Annotated in this window: 4 protein-coding genes; 1 reads left to right on the forward strand and 3 read right to left on the reverse strand. The window is 63.3% G+C overall.

Going from position 1 to position 17,315, the window contains the following annotated elements; genetic code table 11:
• Positions 1-58: 58 nt before the first annotated feature.
• Complete coding sequence (locus UP06_RS21665) at positions 59-1,714, reverse strand: ABC transporter substrate-binding protein (RefSeq protein WP_045005590.1); 1,656 nt, start codon at positions 1,712-1,714, stop codon at positions 59-61.
• Between the two features lie 201 nt (positions 1,715-1,915).
• Between UP06_RS21665 and UP06_RS21670 the strand changes: the two genes are divergently transcribed.
• Positions 1,916-3,511 carry an ABC transporter substrate-binding protein gene (locus tag UP06_RS21670; RefSeq protein ID WP_045005591.1) on the forward strand — a complete coding sequence of 532 codons (1,596 nt, stop codon included), beginning with the start codon at positions 1,916-1,918 and terminating at the stop codon, positions 3,509-3,511.
• Between the two features lie 188 nt (positions 3,512-3,699).
• On the opposite strand, the gene UP06_RS21675 is transcribed toward UP06_RS21670, so the two are convergent.
• Both UP06_RS21675 and UP06_RS21680 read right to left on the reverse strand, forming a co-directional pair.
• Positions 3,700-5,934 (reverse strand): CHASE2 domain-containing protein, encoded by a 2,235-nt coding sequence (locus UP06_RS21675; protein WP_045005592.1) that lies wholly within the window; start codon positions 5,932-5,934, stop codon positions 3,700-3,702.
• A 160-nt stretch (positions 5,935-6,094) separates the two neighbouring features.
• Positions 6,095-16,834, reverse strand: a complete 10,740-nt coding sequence (locus UP06_RS21680; RefSeq protein WP_045005593.1) for a VCBS domain-containing protein — start codon at positions 16,832-16,834, stop codon at positions 6,095-6,097.
• Between the last annotated feature and the right edge of the window lie 481 nt (positions 16,835-17,315).

Below are 17,315 nucleotides of genomic sequence, written 5' to 3' on the forward strand. Positions count from 1 at the left end.
GCGAAGCCACCCTCTCCCGCAAGGGGAGAGGGTGCACTGAGCGTGTTGCGCGAGCTTACTACTGCATCGACACCAGCGAGAAGTCGATGAACCAGCTCTTCGGCTGGATCACGCCGGTGATCTTCGGGCTCATGGCGCGCGGACCGACGTCGTGGGCGACGTAGAGGAAGGCTGCGTCGTCGACGGAGGCCGCGTGCAGTTCGGCGAGCGCGGCATCGCGCGCGGCGGGATCGAAGGTCTGCCGCGCCTTCTTTACCAGCTCGTCGAACTTGGGATTGTTGATGAAACCCCAATTGTTCGAGACCGGCGGCGCCATGCTCGATTGCAGGAAGCGCACCAGCGCGAAGAACGGGTCCATCGCCGCGTAGGTGACGTTGGTCGCATTCGAGCCGTTGGCGCTCGGGTCCTTGGCGCCGCGGCGCCAATTGGTGAACAGCGTATTCCACTCGATGACGTCGAGCTGCACGTCGAAATAGCATTCGGCGAGCGCCTGCTGGAGATATTCGTTCATTGGCAGCGGCTGCATCTGGCCCGAGCCCGAGGCCGAGGTCTGGATCTTCACCGTCAGCTTCTTGTTCGGACCGAAGCCTGCCTCCTGCATCAGCTTTTGCGCAGCCGGCTTGTCGTACTTGATCTCGAAGGTCGGCTTGCCGCGCCAGGGATGGCCGGGCTCGAAGGTGCCGGTCGCCGGCACCATGAGCCCCGCAAGCAGGCCGTCCTTGAGGCCTTCGCGATCGACGCAGAGATTGGCGGCCTTGCGCACGCGGATGTCGTTCCAGGGCGAGCCCTCGACCCGCGAGAACTGCCACGGCCAGACATGCGGCTGTTCGTTGGCATAGAGCTTGAAGCCGCGCTGCTTGATCTCGGGCAACGCATCCGGCGCGGGTGCCTCGACCCAATCGACCTGTCCGGAGAGCAACGCTGCCGTGCGCGCATTCGCTTCCGGCATCGGCAAGAGCACCATCTTGTCGATCTTCGGCACGCGCGCCTTGTCCCAATAGCTCGCGTTCTTGACCAGCTCGAGCCGCTCGCGCGGGGTGAAGCTCGCCATCTTCCACGGGCCGGTGCCTGCGGCATCCTTGGCGAACGCAGTCCAGGCGGCCTGCGACTTCGCCTTGGCGTCGGCGCCGTCCGCCTTGTCATAGAAATGCTGCCACTTCGCCGGGCTCGCCATGAAGAGGTTGGTGAGGTTGATCGGCAGGAAGCTGTCGGGCTCCTTGGTGGTGAGCTCGACCGTCATGTCGTCGATCTTCTTCGCAGACGCCAGCGTCGGCATGCGCGAGGCGGTGACGCCGACCTGGCTCGGATCGAATTGCGGCGCGTCCTGCTTCAGCACCTTCTCGACGTTCCACACCACGGCATCGGCGTTGAACGGCGAGCCGTCATGGAAGGTCACGCCGGGGCGCAGCTTGAAGGTCCATTTGGTCTTGTCGGCATCATCGACCTTCCACTCGGTGGCGAGGCCGGGGATCACCACGCTGGCCTTGTCGGCGGAGGACAGGTCCCAGCCAGTAAGTGCGTCATACATGGTGACGCCGGTGAAGCGGTTGCCTTCAAAACCCTGATCAGGCTGGCCAAGCGTGCGCGGAATGTCGGCAGCGGTCATGCCGATGCGCAGCACCGTTTCGGCACTGGCCATGCGCGGCCATGCGGCCGCAGTCGTCAGGGCCAGCGCAGCAATCAGCGCCGCGCGGGTAGTCGTCTTGATAAACATTACTTTCGTCCTTTTACGGCTTTCGATGACTAATTTTGATGCAAACGTATGCAATGCCTATGCCAATGGGGAAACTTATTCTGCGAATTGGCCCTGCGACGACAAGTCCTTGTGATCAAATGGTCGCATGGGCACTTCGCTGCCTATTCTGGCATCAAGATTGCAGGTTCTGCTCCGATTTCTCCCTGGGAGCTTTAGGCCATGCGTATCCGATTATCGACCTGTCTCGCCGTGCTTGCGCTGGCGTTGTCCGCAATCTCGGCGCGCGCCGAAACGGTGGTGCGCTACGGCATCTCGATGGCGGACATTCCGCTGACGACCGGCCAGCCCGATCGTGGCGCCGGCGCCTATCAGTTCACGGCCTATACGATCTACGATCCGCTGGTGGCCTGGGAGATGGACGTCGCCGACCGGCCCGGCAAGCTGGTGCCGGGCCTCGCCACCGAATGGAAGGTCGACGATACCGACAAGACCAAATGGCGCTTCACGCTGCGCAAAGGCGTGAAGTTTCATGACGGCAGCGAGTTCAACGCCGATGCGGTGATCTGGAATCTCGACAAGGTGCTCAACGACAAGGCGCCGCAATTCGACAAGCGGCAGAGCGCGCAGGTGAAGACGCGGCTTCCGTCGGTCGCGAGCTACGCCAAGATCGACGACTCCACGGTGGAGATCACCACCAAGACGGTCGATTCCTTCTTCCCCTATCAGATGCTGTGGTTCCTGGTCTCCAGCCCCGCGCAATATGACAAGCTCGGCAAGGACTGGGACAAGTTCGCAAGCCAGCCCTCCGGCACCGGCCCGTTCAAGCTGACAAAGCTGGTGCCGCGCGAGCTCGCCGAGCTCACCAAGAACCCGGACTATTGGAACACCAAGCGCATTCCGAAGGTCGACAAGATCGTGCTGGTGCCGATGCCGGAAGCACTGACGCGCACCAATGCGCTGCTCGCAGGCCAGGTCGACCTGATCGAAACGCCAGCGCCGGACGCCGTGCCGCAGCTGAAAGCGGCCGGCATGAAGATCGTCGACAACGTCACGCCGCATGTCTGGAATTATCATCTGAGCGTGCTGCCGGGCTCGCCCTGGACCGACATCCGCCTGCGCAAGGCACTCAATCTCGCCATCAACCGCGACGAAGTCGTCGGGCTGATGAACGGGCTGGCAAAACCCGCGAAGGGACAAGTCGACCCGTCGAGCCCGTGGTTCGGCAAGCCGACATTCGACATCAAGTATGATCTCGCCGCCGCGAAGAAGCTGGTCGAGGAAGCCGGCTACTCCAAAGCAAAACCGCTGAAGGCCACCTTCATCATCGCGCAGGGCGGTACCGGCCAGATGCTGTCGCTGCCGATGAACGAGTTCCTGCAACAGAGCTTCAAGGAGATCGGCATCGACATCGACTTCAAGGTGGTCGAGCTGGAGACCCTCTACACGCATTGGCGCAAGGGCGCAGCCGACGAGATGAACGCCGGCATCACCGCCAACAACATCGCCTATGTGACGTCAGACCCGCTCTACGCCATCGTCCGCTTCTTCGCCTCCGACCAGATCGCGCCGGTCGGCGTCAACTGGGGCGGCTACAAGAACCCGAAGGTCGACGCGCTGATCAACGAGGCCAAGCAGACCTTCGACACCGCCAAGCAGGACGATCTGATCGCGCAGGCGCATGCCCTGATCGTCGACGATGCCGTGCTGGTCTGGGTCGTCCACGACACCAACCCGCACGCGCTGTCGCCGAAGATCAAGCAGTTCGTCCAGGCGCAGCACTGGTTCCAGGATTTGACGACGATTGGGGTGGAGTGAGTGAGGCCACAAACGCAGCAATCGTAGGGTGGGCAAAGCGAAGCGTGCCCACCACTTTAAGCCTCACGCGAGGAGAGATGGTGGGCACGGCGCTCGGGCGCCTTTGCCCACCCTACGAGAGCTATTGATGCGGCCGCACTGGCGCCAAACACTCCGCCGTCGTCCCGGCGACGGCCTCAAAAGCCCCACTACTTCGTCAGCAGCGCAAACGCCCCGTTCCAACCCTCCGGCGGCGGATCGAGCTGGAAATCCTTGATGCGCGCTTCGTAGAGTCCAAACAGCTTTTCCAGCGTATCGGCGTCCTCGCTCCGGCGGCCGCGCTCGATGGCGTCCAGCGCGCCCTGCCAGTAGCGGCTGCGGTAGCAGCCGAGCATCTCGATGGTGATGTTGCGCAGGCGCTGGAACGCGGCCGAATGCATCACGTCCTCGCGGCCGGCGATGGCGTAGATCACCTCCGGTTCGGTCTTGCCCTTGACCATGATGAAGTCGAGCTCGAGGATTGCGAACTTGTCCTTGGCGGCAAGCGCCGTCCGTGAACCGACGATGATCGGAAAACCGTATTCCTTGGTCTGGCCTTCCAGGCGTGAGGCCAGGTTGACGCTGTCGCCGAGCACCGAATAGTTCTTCTTCAGATCGGAGCCCATGTTGCCGACCACGCCGATGCCGGTGTTGAGACCGATGCCGACATTGAGCGGGATATAGACGTGGCCGCCGTCGGCTGCCTCCTGCTCGCGGTCCTTGTTGACCACGTCGATCTTCTCGAGCATCTGGATCGCGGCCTCGCAGGCGTTGACCTCGTGCGCCTTGTCGTCGAGCGGCGCGTTCCAGAACGCCATGATGGCGTCGCCCATGTACTTGTCGACATAGCCCTTCTCTTCGATGATCACATCGGTGAGCGGCGTCAGGAAGCGGTTCATCAGCGCGATCAGGCCTTGCGGATCGTGCTTGTAACTCTCCGAGATCGTGGTGAAGCCGCGCACGTCGGAGAACATGATCGTCATCTCGCGCTCTTCGCCGCCGAGCACGACCTTTTCCGGCGACTGCGCCATCTGCTCGACCAGAACGGGCGACATATACTGCGCGAAGATGCCGCGGATCTCCTTCCGCTGCCGCTGCTCGCGCACGAAGCTCGAGAAAATGAACGTCAGGTAGATCGCGGTGGTCGACAACAGCGGATAGGTGAAGTCAATGAGGTAGCGGTACTTCCAATAGAAGAACCAAGAGGTGCCGATCAGGATAGCGGCAAACATCGCGCCCGCGATCACCAGCCGCACCGGCCCGAGATTCGGCGTGAAGATGATGACGAGAATGCCGATGATCAGCGCGGCGAGCAGTTCGACGCCAAGCGCATAGTTCGGCTGGGAGATGACCGCGCCACTCAGCACGCTTTCGAGCACCTGGGCGTGGATCTCGACGCCGGGCATGGTCGAGGACACCGGCGTGGTCTTGAGGTCGTTCAGCCCGGCCGCGGAGGTGCCGATCAGCACCAGCTTGCCGGCAAGTTTGGCCGGCGGCACCGTGTTGTCGAGCACGTCGGCTGCCGACACATAGATCGAGGGATCGCGGCGGGCGTAATGCACCCAGAGCTGGCCGTTCTTGTCGGTCGGGATCTCGACGCCCTTGATGCGGATGGCCCGAACTCCGGTCTTGTCCGTCCTGACCAGCAGGGTCGGTGTGCCGGTGATGACGCGCAGGATCTCGAGGCTGAGCGAGGGCATGATGTTGCCCTGGGCGCGCATGATCATCGGCACGCGGCGGATAAAGCCGTCGCGCTCGGTCTTGATGGAGAACAGGCCACGACCGGCGGCAACCTTCTCAATGACGGGCACGTTGCGCAGCAGGCCAGGGAATTCGAACAGGAATTTTTCGGCATTCTCTTCGCCGACAGTCGCGACACCGGTGAAGGGAAGCGTCTTGTCGAGCTCGGATCCGACCTCCGGCAGTCCGGTTTCGCCGAGGACGACGCGCGAGCGCTTGATCGCTTCCGAGAGAATCTGGTCGTTGCTCGGCAGCTCGCGCAGCTTCGTCCGCGTGGCGTCGTCCAGATAGCGCATCTGGTTGGCGACCAGATCCGGGTTGAGCCGATCGGCCTCGGAGAACACGACGTCGAAGCCGATCGCCACCGCGCCGTTGTTGGTGAGGTTGATGATCATGTCCGCGATCCGCGTCCGCGACCACGGCCATTGGCCAAACTTGGCAAGGCTCTTGTCGTCGATGTCGACGATGGTGACCGGCCGCACCCCCTTCTTGTCGCGCGGGTCGATCAGCTGAAACATGTCGAAGGTGCGCAGCCGCAGCTCCTGGACCGGCGGCGGATCCCAGACGCGCAGGCCTGCAAAGACGATCAGCAGCCCAAGGCACAGCATCCGCGCAAAGCCGAACTTTCGCGCGAACCATCGCCGCCAGATACTGAGACGTTTCATGTCAGTCGAGCTTCCTGCCGCGCATCACGTCCTCGGGACCGATCATGGAGCGCCGGCGCGCGAATGGCTATTCCTCAGGCGAAGGATTACCGATTTTTTGCCACGGTCAAGATGCCCGCCGATCGCCGGGAGGCCAGCCGCGCGCCAGCGCCACGCGGCATCAGGTGATGTGGAAGATGAAATCGCTGGCCTTGAGCGTGGCGGTCACGCTCTTCAGCAACAACTGCTCATGCTCGGTCACCGAGTCCTCGCCGACGCCGACCTGCTGCTGCCACGCGACCAGCGTATCGCCGGACTGCTGGGTGATGGTGAGATTGTTGATGGAGCTGACATCCGAGAACTGCCGCAGGTCGATTTTGTCACCCGTTGCGAAATCGCTGACGGTGTGGGCGGCGTTAGTCCCGCTCCCGTCCGGCGAAAACACGAACTGATCCAGGCCGCCGCCGCCGGTCAGCGTGTCATTCGTACTGGCCGAGAAAATGACGTCCTTGCCGCTGGTGCCGGTCAGGGTGATGCCGTTCTCGGTATTGCCGTTCTCGTTGAAGATGAAGTTGACGGTATCGTAAGCGCCGGTGGTCTTGTCCGTCACCGTCAGAGTGATCTGGTCGGTGTCCGGCGGCGTTTCGCCGGAACTGTAGGTGACGCCGTTCTCGAAGGCCGTGTTGATGTCGTCGAGCAAGCCGGATGTCGGCGACAGATCGACGCTGCTGCCCGGCGCATGCGCGGTCGACGCCGTGGCGGTAAAGTCATCCGTCGACGCGCCGGAGTCGGTATCGGTGACCGAGAGATTGGTGATGGTGTCGGTGCCGAGCTCACGATCATGCGAGACGTAGAAATGGGTGGTGTCGATCACGGGCCCACCGGCGGGCGCGGCGGGAGCCGAAACGCTGGTGCTGATCGTGGCGGCGTTGGCCGACACCGGGGCCGTCCCATCGGGGCTCATGGCCGTGATGTCGATCGTCGCCGGCGATCCGGAAGCCGTGACGGCGCCGGTATAGGTGTTGTCGAGGGCATGGACGCCGAGCGGATCCGGCGTACCCGTAAAGCCGTCGGCCGGCACGAAGCGGATTTGCGTATCGGTGCCCAGCACCAGCGCACTCGTGTCGCTGACCGATTCGATATCGACCCACTGATGGGTGCCGGCAACTTCGTATTGCCAGACACCTTCGGTGGCCGTGGCAGCGTCCGACGTCACCGCGATGGCATGGAAGCTCGCGCCATCGTCGACGTCGTGGAACTTGTCGGCGAAGAGATGGCTGACGGTGTCGCCGGCCGGATTGCTGTCGTTGCCGGCGACGGAGCCCAGCGTCGCGTTGTCCAGCGTCGGCGCGTCGTTGCTGCCGGCGATATTGATGGTGACGGTCTCGCCTGTGCCGGTCGTGTGACCGTCGCTGGGCACGATGGTGTATTGCAGCGACAGCGTGTGGCCGGCGGCGAGGAAGTCGAAGGGCTGCTCGCCCGAATTGAAGTCCCACGAGAACTGGCCGTGGGTGGCGGTGCCGTTGAGGATGTCGCCGGACTGCACGGTCAGATAGTTCAGCAGGTCCGCATTCGACAGCCCGTCGATCCCGTCGGTCTGCAAGACGCCGTCGAGAGAGATGGAGACGTGATCGAGCGCCACCGTCACGTGATCGGTGGCGTCGGCATCGGACACGGTCAGCGTGCCGGTCTTGCTCAGCCCGGCGTTGGTCTCGGTCAGGTTCGCGCTGGCGGTGTCGCTGGTCCCGGTCGTGATCGACGGCGCGTCGTTCTTGCCCGTGATCGTGACGGTGACCTCGGCCGTGTCGGTCTTGTGGTGATCGTCGCAGATCGTGATGGTGGACACCACCGTCACGGTCTGGTTCTCGCCAAGGAAATCCAGCCCGCTGTCGGCGATCGAATAGCTCCAGCCGACCGTGCCGTTGTTGTTGCCGGTCTGCTGAAGCGACAGCGCGTTTTCCAGCGCCGTGATCTCGGCCGGCGTCAGCGTCAGCGGCGTGGTGCCATCGGCAGCAAACCCGGTCACGGTGTGGTCGGTGATCGTCGCCGTCGGCCGATCGGTCAGGTCGATGTCGGTGAAATGGATCGTGCCGCTCGCAGGCGTCGACTGGTCCATCGTCGCCGTGGCGCCGGTAAGATCCGGCTGCTCCGCCACGACCGCGCTCTGCGAGGTCTCGGCGGCGGTGAACGCAGGCGCGTCGTCATGGGCGTTGAGTGTGATCAGCGTACCGCCGTGGCCGTCGCTGCTGCCGGCGAAATGCGCATTGGTGTAATCCTCGCCGGTGAGCTTCACCGAGATGCTGTGACCGTAGGCATCGCTCACGACGAGATCGCCGGTCTCAGAGTCGTAGGTCGCCGAGGTGCCGCCGTCGAACTTGATGGTCGACAGATCCAGCTTGTCGGTCGCGGCGAAGCCTGCAACCGACCCGCCGAAGCTCGTGGTGTCGATCTCGAGTTCGCCACCGCCACCATTGAAGGTGATCGTCTGCGCCACCGTGCCGTCGACATCGAGCGTCGTGCCGGCATCGATCGTGACTGAACCTGAGCCCGACAGCGAACCGAACAGCGTCAGGGTCCCGCTATTGACCTCGATGGCGCCGGCATTGGTGATGGTGCCCGAGATCGACGCCGTGCCCCAGCTGTCGATGTCATTGTGATTGGCGATGCTCAGCCCGGCCCCGGAAATCGAGGCGCCATGCAGATCGATGACGCCGTCGTTTGTGATGGTGGACATGCTGCCGAAGACGCTGGTGCCGGAGACCGTCCAGGTGCCGTCAGCTTTATTGTTGAACGTGGCGGTGGCGACCGAGATGTTGCCGTCGATGTCGCCGGTGTTGTTGATGGTGATGGCGCCGCCGGTCTCGAAGATCGCGTAGGTCGTCGAGGTCACATGCGCGGCGTCGGGCCCGATCGTGCCGGAATTGTCGATCAGCGCGGTGCCCGCGGCGTTCTCTTGAACGTAGATCGCCGCATGGCCATCGGCGCCGACGACCGTGCCGGTGTTGGTGATGTGCGTCGAGCCGGTCGCGCCCGCAGAGTTTTGCGTGACGGTGATTCCGGTCCCGCTCGTTCCGGTGAGACCGCCATCGTTGGCGATGGTGACGTTGCCCGCGCCGGTGGCAAGCGCGGACAATCCAACAGCGCCGGTGGCGGAGCCTTCATTGGTGACACTGACATCGCCGCCGCCATGATCGAAGACGCCGATCGCGGTGCCCGCGGCGGTGATCGACGATGTCTCACCGGTCGTGACCGTAACGTCGCCGGCACCCCAGGTGAACGCCTCGATGCCGTAGCCCGCATCCGCGGTGATCGTCGCATCGCTGTCGACTTCAACGTCGCCATGGACCGCGCTCGAGAAGGTGGCGTTGCCGCCCGGCTTGTAGCCGGCGATGATCCCGCCCGGCGTCGTGCCGTCGTTGTTGGCGGTCGAACCGGAATGAATCGTGCCATTGACCTTGACGGAGATCGTGCTGTCCAGGCCGCTTGCGATCCCGGTCGCGTAGTTGACGGCCACGATACCGGAGCTGCCGGACGTGATGCTGTCGCCCTTGACCACGGTGACGCTGATGTCGCCAGCATCGATGCTGTAGGCCTTGATGCCGTAGGCCGTTGCACCCGAGATCGTGACATTCGTGCCCAGCGTGACCGCGATGTCGCCGGTGCCGCCGCTCAGCGCGGAGGCCTCGATGCCGTAGCTCTGGGTGCCGGCGACGGAAATCGTCGTACCGGCGAAGCTGTTCACCGTGACGTCGCCATTTCCGTAATTGTAGGCGTCGATGCCGGAGCCCGCCGCTGCGGTAATGTCAGCGTAGTTGTTGACGACAACCGTGCCGTTGACGTCGGTATTGGCGTTGGTGCCGCTCGTGGCTCCCGTGTAGCCGGCCTGGATGCCTGCCGGCGCATTGCCGCTCTGGTTCAGGCTGCTGCCGGAATTGATGGTCCCGTGCGTGTTGACGGTGATGGTGCTGTCATTCGTCGCGTCGAGCGAGATCGCCCGATTGACGGCGACGATGCCGGAGCTGCCCGCATTGAGGACGCTGCCGGCCTCGGTGGTGACGGTCTCATTGCCGCCGCCATAGCTGCGCGCGCGGATGCCGTAGGTCGAACTCCCCGTGATCGTGCCGCCGGCGTCGATGGTGACGTTGCCGTCGCGCTGGGTGGTCGCATCGATGCCAAATGCACCGCCGACGGCGCCGCCGAGCTGGGTGATCGAGATGTTGCCGGCATTGGCGGCATTCAAATTCTCGACGAGGATGCCCTCTGAATTCGCGCCGGTCCCGGTCGCCTTGCCGGTGAGATCATAGACCGTGATATCGCCGGCGCCGGTCGCACTGTCACGCAGCGTGATGCCGTTGCCGGCAAGACCCGTGATGTCCTTTGTCGCCGTCAGCGAGATGTCGCCGGTGCCGTTCTGGGTGACGACGATGCCATTGGCCGCGCCCTTCAGCGCGCCGGTGGGCGTGAGCACGACGTCGGCGGCCTTGGCGAGCGTGCCACCGGTCGCCGTGAAGTCGAGCGCGTCGCCGCTCGATGTCGTGACATCAGCTGCGCCCGTGATGGTGAACGTTCCGCCCTTCGAGGATTGGCCGGTGATGGTGCCCGTAAAGCTCTGGCCAGCAACCTTGTCGAGCTGAAGCGTGTCAGCACCGCCGGCAAACGTAACGGTCTGCGCCGTCGCGCCGGCCAGCTCCAGCGTCGCGTTGTCATCGATGACCAGCGAGCCGGCGCCGGTAAGGCCGCCGGAGAGGTTCAGCGTGCCGGCCTGCGCCTCGATGGTGCCGGTGTTGGTGACGGCGGCCGAGATCGTGTTGGAGCCGGAGACTCCGTAAAGATTGCCGGAATTGCTCAGGCTGCCGCCGTTGATCGAGGCTGCGGTCAGATAGAGTTTCGAGGTGCCGTCGACAGTGACCGTTCCGCCGTCGTTGGTGACGGAGAGGGTCGTAAGCTTCAGGATGCCGCCGTTGATCGCCTTGATATCCGCGGTATTGACGATCAGCTCGCTGGAAATGTCGAGCTCGCCGCCGCTCGCCTGGATCAGCTTATGATTGGTGATGGTGTGGAGCACGGCGGAATCGATCGTCAGTGTGCCGCTGGTGACCGTGATCGTGCCGGTGTTGGTGATGTCGGCTTCGGTAATGGCGCTCGTGCCGGTCGATTCCAGCGTGCCCGAGATCGTGACCGTGCCGCCGTCGATGGTCGCGCCGGTGAGATCGAGCGTCGAGCCGGACTCGATTGACACCGCGCCGTCGGTGTTGGCCACCGTCATCGAGATCAGCTTGAGCGTACCGTCGTTGATCGCAGCCAGCGTACCGGTGTTGGTGACAGCCTCGCCGTTGATGTCGAGCTCGGCGTTGTTGGCCTGGATCGTGCCGCCGTCATTCGTGATCGCCGTCGCCGAGGTCGTCGCCACCAGCGCCAGCAGACCGCCGAGGGTCGCCTCGATCAGGTAGGTGTTCGAGATGTTGGCGTCGGTGATCGTGGTCGTGCCGGACGAGTCCAGCGTGCCGGAGACGGAGAGCGTGCCGCCGGTCAGCTTCGAGCCGGCCAGCGTCAGCTTCTTGCTAGCGTCGACCTGGACGGTGCCGCCATTGGTGATGGTGCTGGCCGACACCGTCGCGTCATCGAGCGTCAGCGTGACGTCGCTTTCGACCGTGATCGCGCCCTGGTTCAGCGTCGCATTGCCGTCGATTTGGCTGTCACCGGTGACATCGATCGTGCCGCCCAGCACGCCGCTGTAATTGTTGATGGTGCCGCCGGTAATCTCGGTGCCGGACAACGTCAGCGTTTTGCCGTCGTCGACCTGGATGATGTGACCAGTGTTGGCGATGACATCGTTGAGCAGTGTCGCGGCGCCCGCGATCTCCAGCGTGCCGGTATTGGTGATCGCACCCTTGGCGTCCGCGGAGGCGCCCTGGATCTTGGCGCCGCCCTGGAGCTTGACGGTATTGTCGAGCTCGATGCTGGAATTGTCCGTGATGACCGTGCCGGACACGGTGACGCCGTCCAGCGTCAGCTTGGCGTCGGCCGTGACTGTAGCGACACTGAGTGTGGCGCCGCTATCGATCTTGCTGGCGCCGGCGACATCGATGCTGCCGCCACCCTTGACGGCTCCGCCGCTGATCGTGGCTCCGTTCAGGGTCAACGCGGCGTTGGCATCGACAATGACGTTGCCGCTGGCATTATCGACCGTCGAGCCCTGATCGATGGCCAGCGCGCCATTGGCAAGCACTTCGATGGTGCCGGCATTGGTGATGGTCTCGCCGTCGAGCGCATTGCCAGTGCCGCTGACCTTGAAGGTCGCGTTGTTCTTCAGCGAGCCGCCGCTCAGCACGCCGCTGCCGGTCAAATCGATCTCGCCGTTGTCCGTGACCGTGCCGGCGCCGGTGACGGTCGCGCCGTTGACGGTCAGCTTGCCAGTAGCATCGACCGTGACGTTGCCCGTATTGGTGACGACCGAACCCTGGTCGATGGTCAGCGCGCCGTTCGCCAGCACTTCGATCGTGCCGGTGCTCGCATTCGTGATCGTCTCGCCGTCCAGCGCGTTGCCGCTGCCGCTGACCTTGAAGGCCGCGTTATTCTTCAGGATCCCGCCGCTCAGCACGGCGTTGCCGGTCAGGTCAATCTCGCCATTATCGGTGACCGTGCCGGCCCCGCTAATCGTGGCGCCGTTGACGGTCAGCTTGCCGGTCGCATCGACCGTGACGTTGCCGGTGTTGGTGACGGCCGAGCCCTGGTCGATCGTCAGCCCGCCATTCGCCAGCACTTCGATCGTGCCGGTCGAACTGTTGGTGACCGTCTCGGTGTCCAGCGCGTTACCGGTGCTGCTGACCTTGAAGATAGCATTGTTCTTCAGCGTGCCGCCACTCAGCACGGCATTGCCGGTCAAATCGATCTCGCCGTTGTCGGTGACCGTGCCGGCGCCGCTGATCGTGGAACCGTTGACCGTCAACTTGCCAGTGGCATCGACCGTGACGTTGCCCGTATTGGTGACGACCGAGCCTTGATCGATCGTGAGAGCGCCGTTCGCCAGTACTTCGATCGTGCCGGTCGAACTGTTGGTGACCGTCTCATTGTCCAGCGCGTTGCCGGTGCTGCTGACCTTGAAGGTAGCGTTGTTCTTCAGCGTGCCGCCGCTCAGCACCGCGGTGCCGGTCAGGTCGATCTCGCCGTTATCCGTGACCGTTCCGGCGCCGCTGACGGTGGCGCCATTGACCGTCAGCTTGCCGGTCGCATCGACCGTGACATTGCCGGTGCTGGTGACGACCGAACCCTGATCAATCGTCAGCGCGCCGTTCGCCAGCACTTCGATCGTGCCAGTGCTCGCATTGGTAACAGCTTCGTTGTCCAATGCGTTGCCGGCGCCGCTGACCTTGAAGACAGCATTGTTCTTCAGCGCGCCGCCGCTCAGCACGGCGTTGCCGGTCAGGTCGATCTCGCCGTTGTCGGTGACCGTGCCCGCGCCGCTGATGGTCGCGCCGTTGACGGTCAGCTTGCCGGCCGCATCGACCGTGACGTTGCCGGTATTGGTGACGGTCGACCCCTGGTCGATCGTCAGAGCGCCGTTCGCCAGCACCTCGATCGTACCGGTCGAGACGTTGGTGATCGTCTCGTTGTCCAGCGCATTGCCAGCGCCGCTGACCTTGAAGGCCGCGTTGTTCTTCAGCGTGCCGCCGCTCAGCACGGCGTTGCCGGTCAGGTCGATCTCGCCGTTGTCGGTGACCGTGCCGGCGCCGGTGATGGTGGCGCCGTTGACGGTGAGCTTGCCGGTCGCATCGACCGTGAGGTTGCCGGTGTTGGTGGCGACCGATCCCAGGTCAATCGTCAGCGCGCCATTCGCCAGCACCTCGATCGTGCCGGTCAAGCTATTGGTGACGGTCTCGCTGTCCAGCGCGTTGCCGGTGCCGCTGACATTGAGGGCGCCGTTGTTCTTCAGGATGCCGCTACTGAGCACCGCATTGCCGGTGAAATCGATCTCGCCGTTGTTCGTGACCGTACCGATAGTTGGCCCGGTCGTCACAATGAACGTGCCGTCGGTGGTGTCGCCCGCAACACCATCGAACACCGGCGCTCCGGGGAGGATGGTGATCGCTCCGCCATCGATCGTTGCGCCATTGACGGTCAGCTTGCCGCTGGCATCGACGGTGACCGCACCTCTGTTGTCGACGCTGGAGCCCTTGTCGACGGTCAGCCAGCCATTTGCCAGCACCTTGATCGTGCCGCTGGACGTGTTGGAGACGGTCTCGTGCGCGAACTCTACCGCACCCTCGACGTTGACCACGCCCGAATTGTTCAGCGCGCCGTTCTCGATCAGGCTGATGCCGTCGAGCTCCAGCGTACCGAGAATGGTGACAGTGCCGCCGTCGACCGTCGCGGTGTCGACAATCAGCGTCGTGCCGGCGTCGGCCTTGAGCGTACCGCCGGCATTATGGATCTCGGCCAGCGTTTTCAGCGTGCCGCCAAACAATTCGATAGTACCGGAATTGGTGATCGAGGTCCCGCTGGCGAAATCGCCGCCGCCCGCGAGCGTCAGATAGCCGGCATTGGTGAACACGGCCGTGTCCAGGATCTCGGCCTTGCCACCGACGGACATCGTACCAGTCGCGGTGTTGGTGAAGATCGAGTCGGCGCTCATGTTGAGCGCGCCGGCGATCGTCAGCGAGCTCTTGTTGATCACTTCCGGCGGCGGGCCGCCGAAATCGTTCATCGTGATCGAGTTGGCGTAGGCCGCCGCGTCGATCGTCACCGGATAGGACGGCGTCAGGCCGTGCAACTGATCGGTGATGACGATGACGTCGTCAGTAATGGTCGGGACCGTACCAGTTTCCCAGTTCGCCGCGTCCTTCCAGAAACCGCCGGCCGGAGCACCATCCTTGTTCGTCGCGATCCACACCACCGCGGCCGCGTCGGTGCCCGTGATCGTGACGGTGATGGTCTGGTCCGAGGTCGCACCGTGCTCGTCCCTGACCGTCACGGTGTAGACCAGCGTCAGCACTTCGCCCCTAGGGATGAAGTCGGCGAGGTAGACCGGCAGATCGGCCAACGACCAGTTGATGGTGCCGGTGCCGCTGCCGGTCGAGTCGGCGCCATTCGCGATCGCGACCGACATCGCGCTTTCAAACACGGCGAGCGGGCCCGGGGGCACCGTGCCGTCCGGCAAGGTCGCGCTGGTCAACTTCACCGAAACCGCGTGCGTGTCGGTGAGGTCGACATCCTTGAAGGTCAGCGTGCCCGAGGTCGGGACATCGCTGGTGAGCGGGCCGCCGGGCACGCTGGTGCCGCCCGAGAAGGTAATATTCGGCACGCTCGAGGTGATGACCGGCTTGTCGTTGGTGCCGGTGATGGTGATGGTGAAGGTTTCGGTGGCGAATTCATTGTTGACGGAGAAGTTGTTGTCGACACGGATCGTGTAGGTCAGCGTCAACGTTTCGCCGGCCGCGAGAAAATCGAAGGCGTGGTCTGGAATGCTGTAGGTCCAGTGCACCACGCCGTGATTGGTGTTGCCGGAATCCGGAACGACATTGATGACGATCTCGGTCGCCGCGATATCGGCCTTCTGAAGGCCCGACAATCCCGCGGTGACATCCTGCTGGCCGGCGCTCTGGTAGGTGAAGGACGTGAAAGTGATCTGCGCCGTCGGCCGGTCGCCAAGATTTTGATCGAGGAAGGTGATCTGGCCGGAGATCGTGTCGGAATCCACAGTGTCGCCGGTCTGGTCCGCACGCTCGGTCAGCGCGAACGCCGTCTTGACACTGCCGCTTTGATCGAGGCTCTCCACCAACGGCTTGCCGGGAATGCGGTCGCTGGACTGCAGGGGAGTGCCGGGCCCCTGCGTTCCCGGCTGATTTTGGTTGGTAAAGGTCGCGGTCGCGGTGGCGCCGGTGTCCGTCTTGATGAAGACGATGTTGCCGTTCTGCGTGATCGTGTCGGTGAAGTTCTGGGTCAGCTTGGTGTTGGTGCCGTTGTCCGTGAACTTCAGCGTGAACACATCCGTGATCAGCTTCTGGACGTCCGGCGACATCAGCGCATTGGAGATCGAGACGTTGCCGCCGCTGATCTGGATCATCTGGCCGGCCTGGTTGACCGTCGCGATCGGCAGCAGGGTCGTCTTGTCGAACAGGATGTAGGAGCCGGTGGTGCCGTTCGGCTCGACCAGCACCTGGAAGCTCGCCTGCGGCTGCGGATCGCCGCCGCCGGCGGGCACAACGAAATTGATCTGGCTCAGCACCGCCGTGCCGCGGATGCCCATGGTGGCGACCGGCGTGTCGACCTTCATGTCGCCGTGCTTGGCGGTCTCGCCGGCGACGAAGGTGATGGTGCCCGCGACCAGGCTGAGCAGCGAGGAATTGTTCGACCCGTTGGGGTCGTAGACCATATCGTTCAGCACCATCCGCGCGTTGGAGGACAGACCGAACACGGTGCCGTCGATGAAGGTGATGCCGAGCGTCGAGTCGCCGCCGGTCGAGACCACGTCGCCCTTCTCGACATTGTCGCCATTGTTCAAAATGATCGAGACGCCGTTGCGGACCGCGGTCGCACTGCCGGCAAGCTTGGTGACGTGGCCGATGACCTGTGCCGCGGACGCGCCGGGCCCGGCCTGCGCATATTCAACGTGCCCCGTAAGCGCGTTGACGATGTCGCCGGTCAGGTGGGCACCATCGGGCGAAGCGATCGCCGCGCGCTTGTCGCCCCTGAAATAATCGTGAACGACGAACTCATGACCGTCATGAGACAGCACGAGGTCGCTGCCTGTGCGTTTGAACTCGCCGTTAAAGATCAGGTTGGGGTCGGGAACAACGACCGCGCCGTCAGGCACATGTCCGTGCCCCTTGGCGGTAAAGGAATCGACATGGTCATGGCCGGGCGAGCGGAAGCCCTGGCCGTCCAAAGAGAGCGCGGCGTCAAATTTGCCAGCGTAATTCAACCGGGCACCGTAAAAGGGTTAATATTTAAATAAGTATCGAGCGCCTAAGCTTGCATATCATTACCAAGTCCTTAGTGAAACCATCTATTGCTTGTGTGATTTCGCATCACTAGGCCATGGGCATGCGTGCCCACCACTATGCCTGAAGCGACACCAAAGTAATTCTTGAAATTTTTGTAAGTAGAGCTTCGCTTATTTGAGCGCATTTCCGGCCACCCCATGTATTCGGATGTACAAATCCGACGACGGATACTTGTGTCATCTTTTCTTCGTAGTGCCCCGCAACATACTGCGGCAAATACGGAGCTAAATCTGTGACCCAACTAACAGAACCCGCGAAATAGCGGGTCATTAGCCATAAGCCGTAGAATCGGCGTTCCCACAACTTCTGCCTGCAATTGGTTCCATTTCGCGGCGGCCGGGGGACTCCTAGTCCCCAATTCGTAAAATTTTACGAAACTTGAGGACCGCCGCTTCAGCC

It is taken from the genome of Bradyrhizobium sp. LTSP857 (assembly GCF_000938285.1).
Taxonomy (GTDB): Bacteria; Pseudomonadota; Alphaproteobacteria; order Rhizobiales; family Xanthobacteraceae; genus Bradyrhizobium.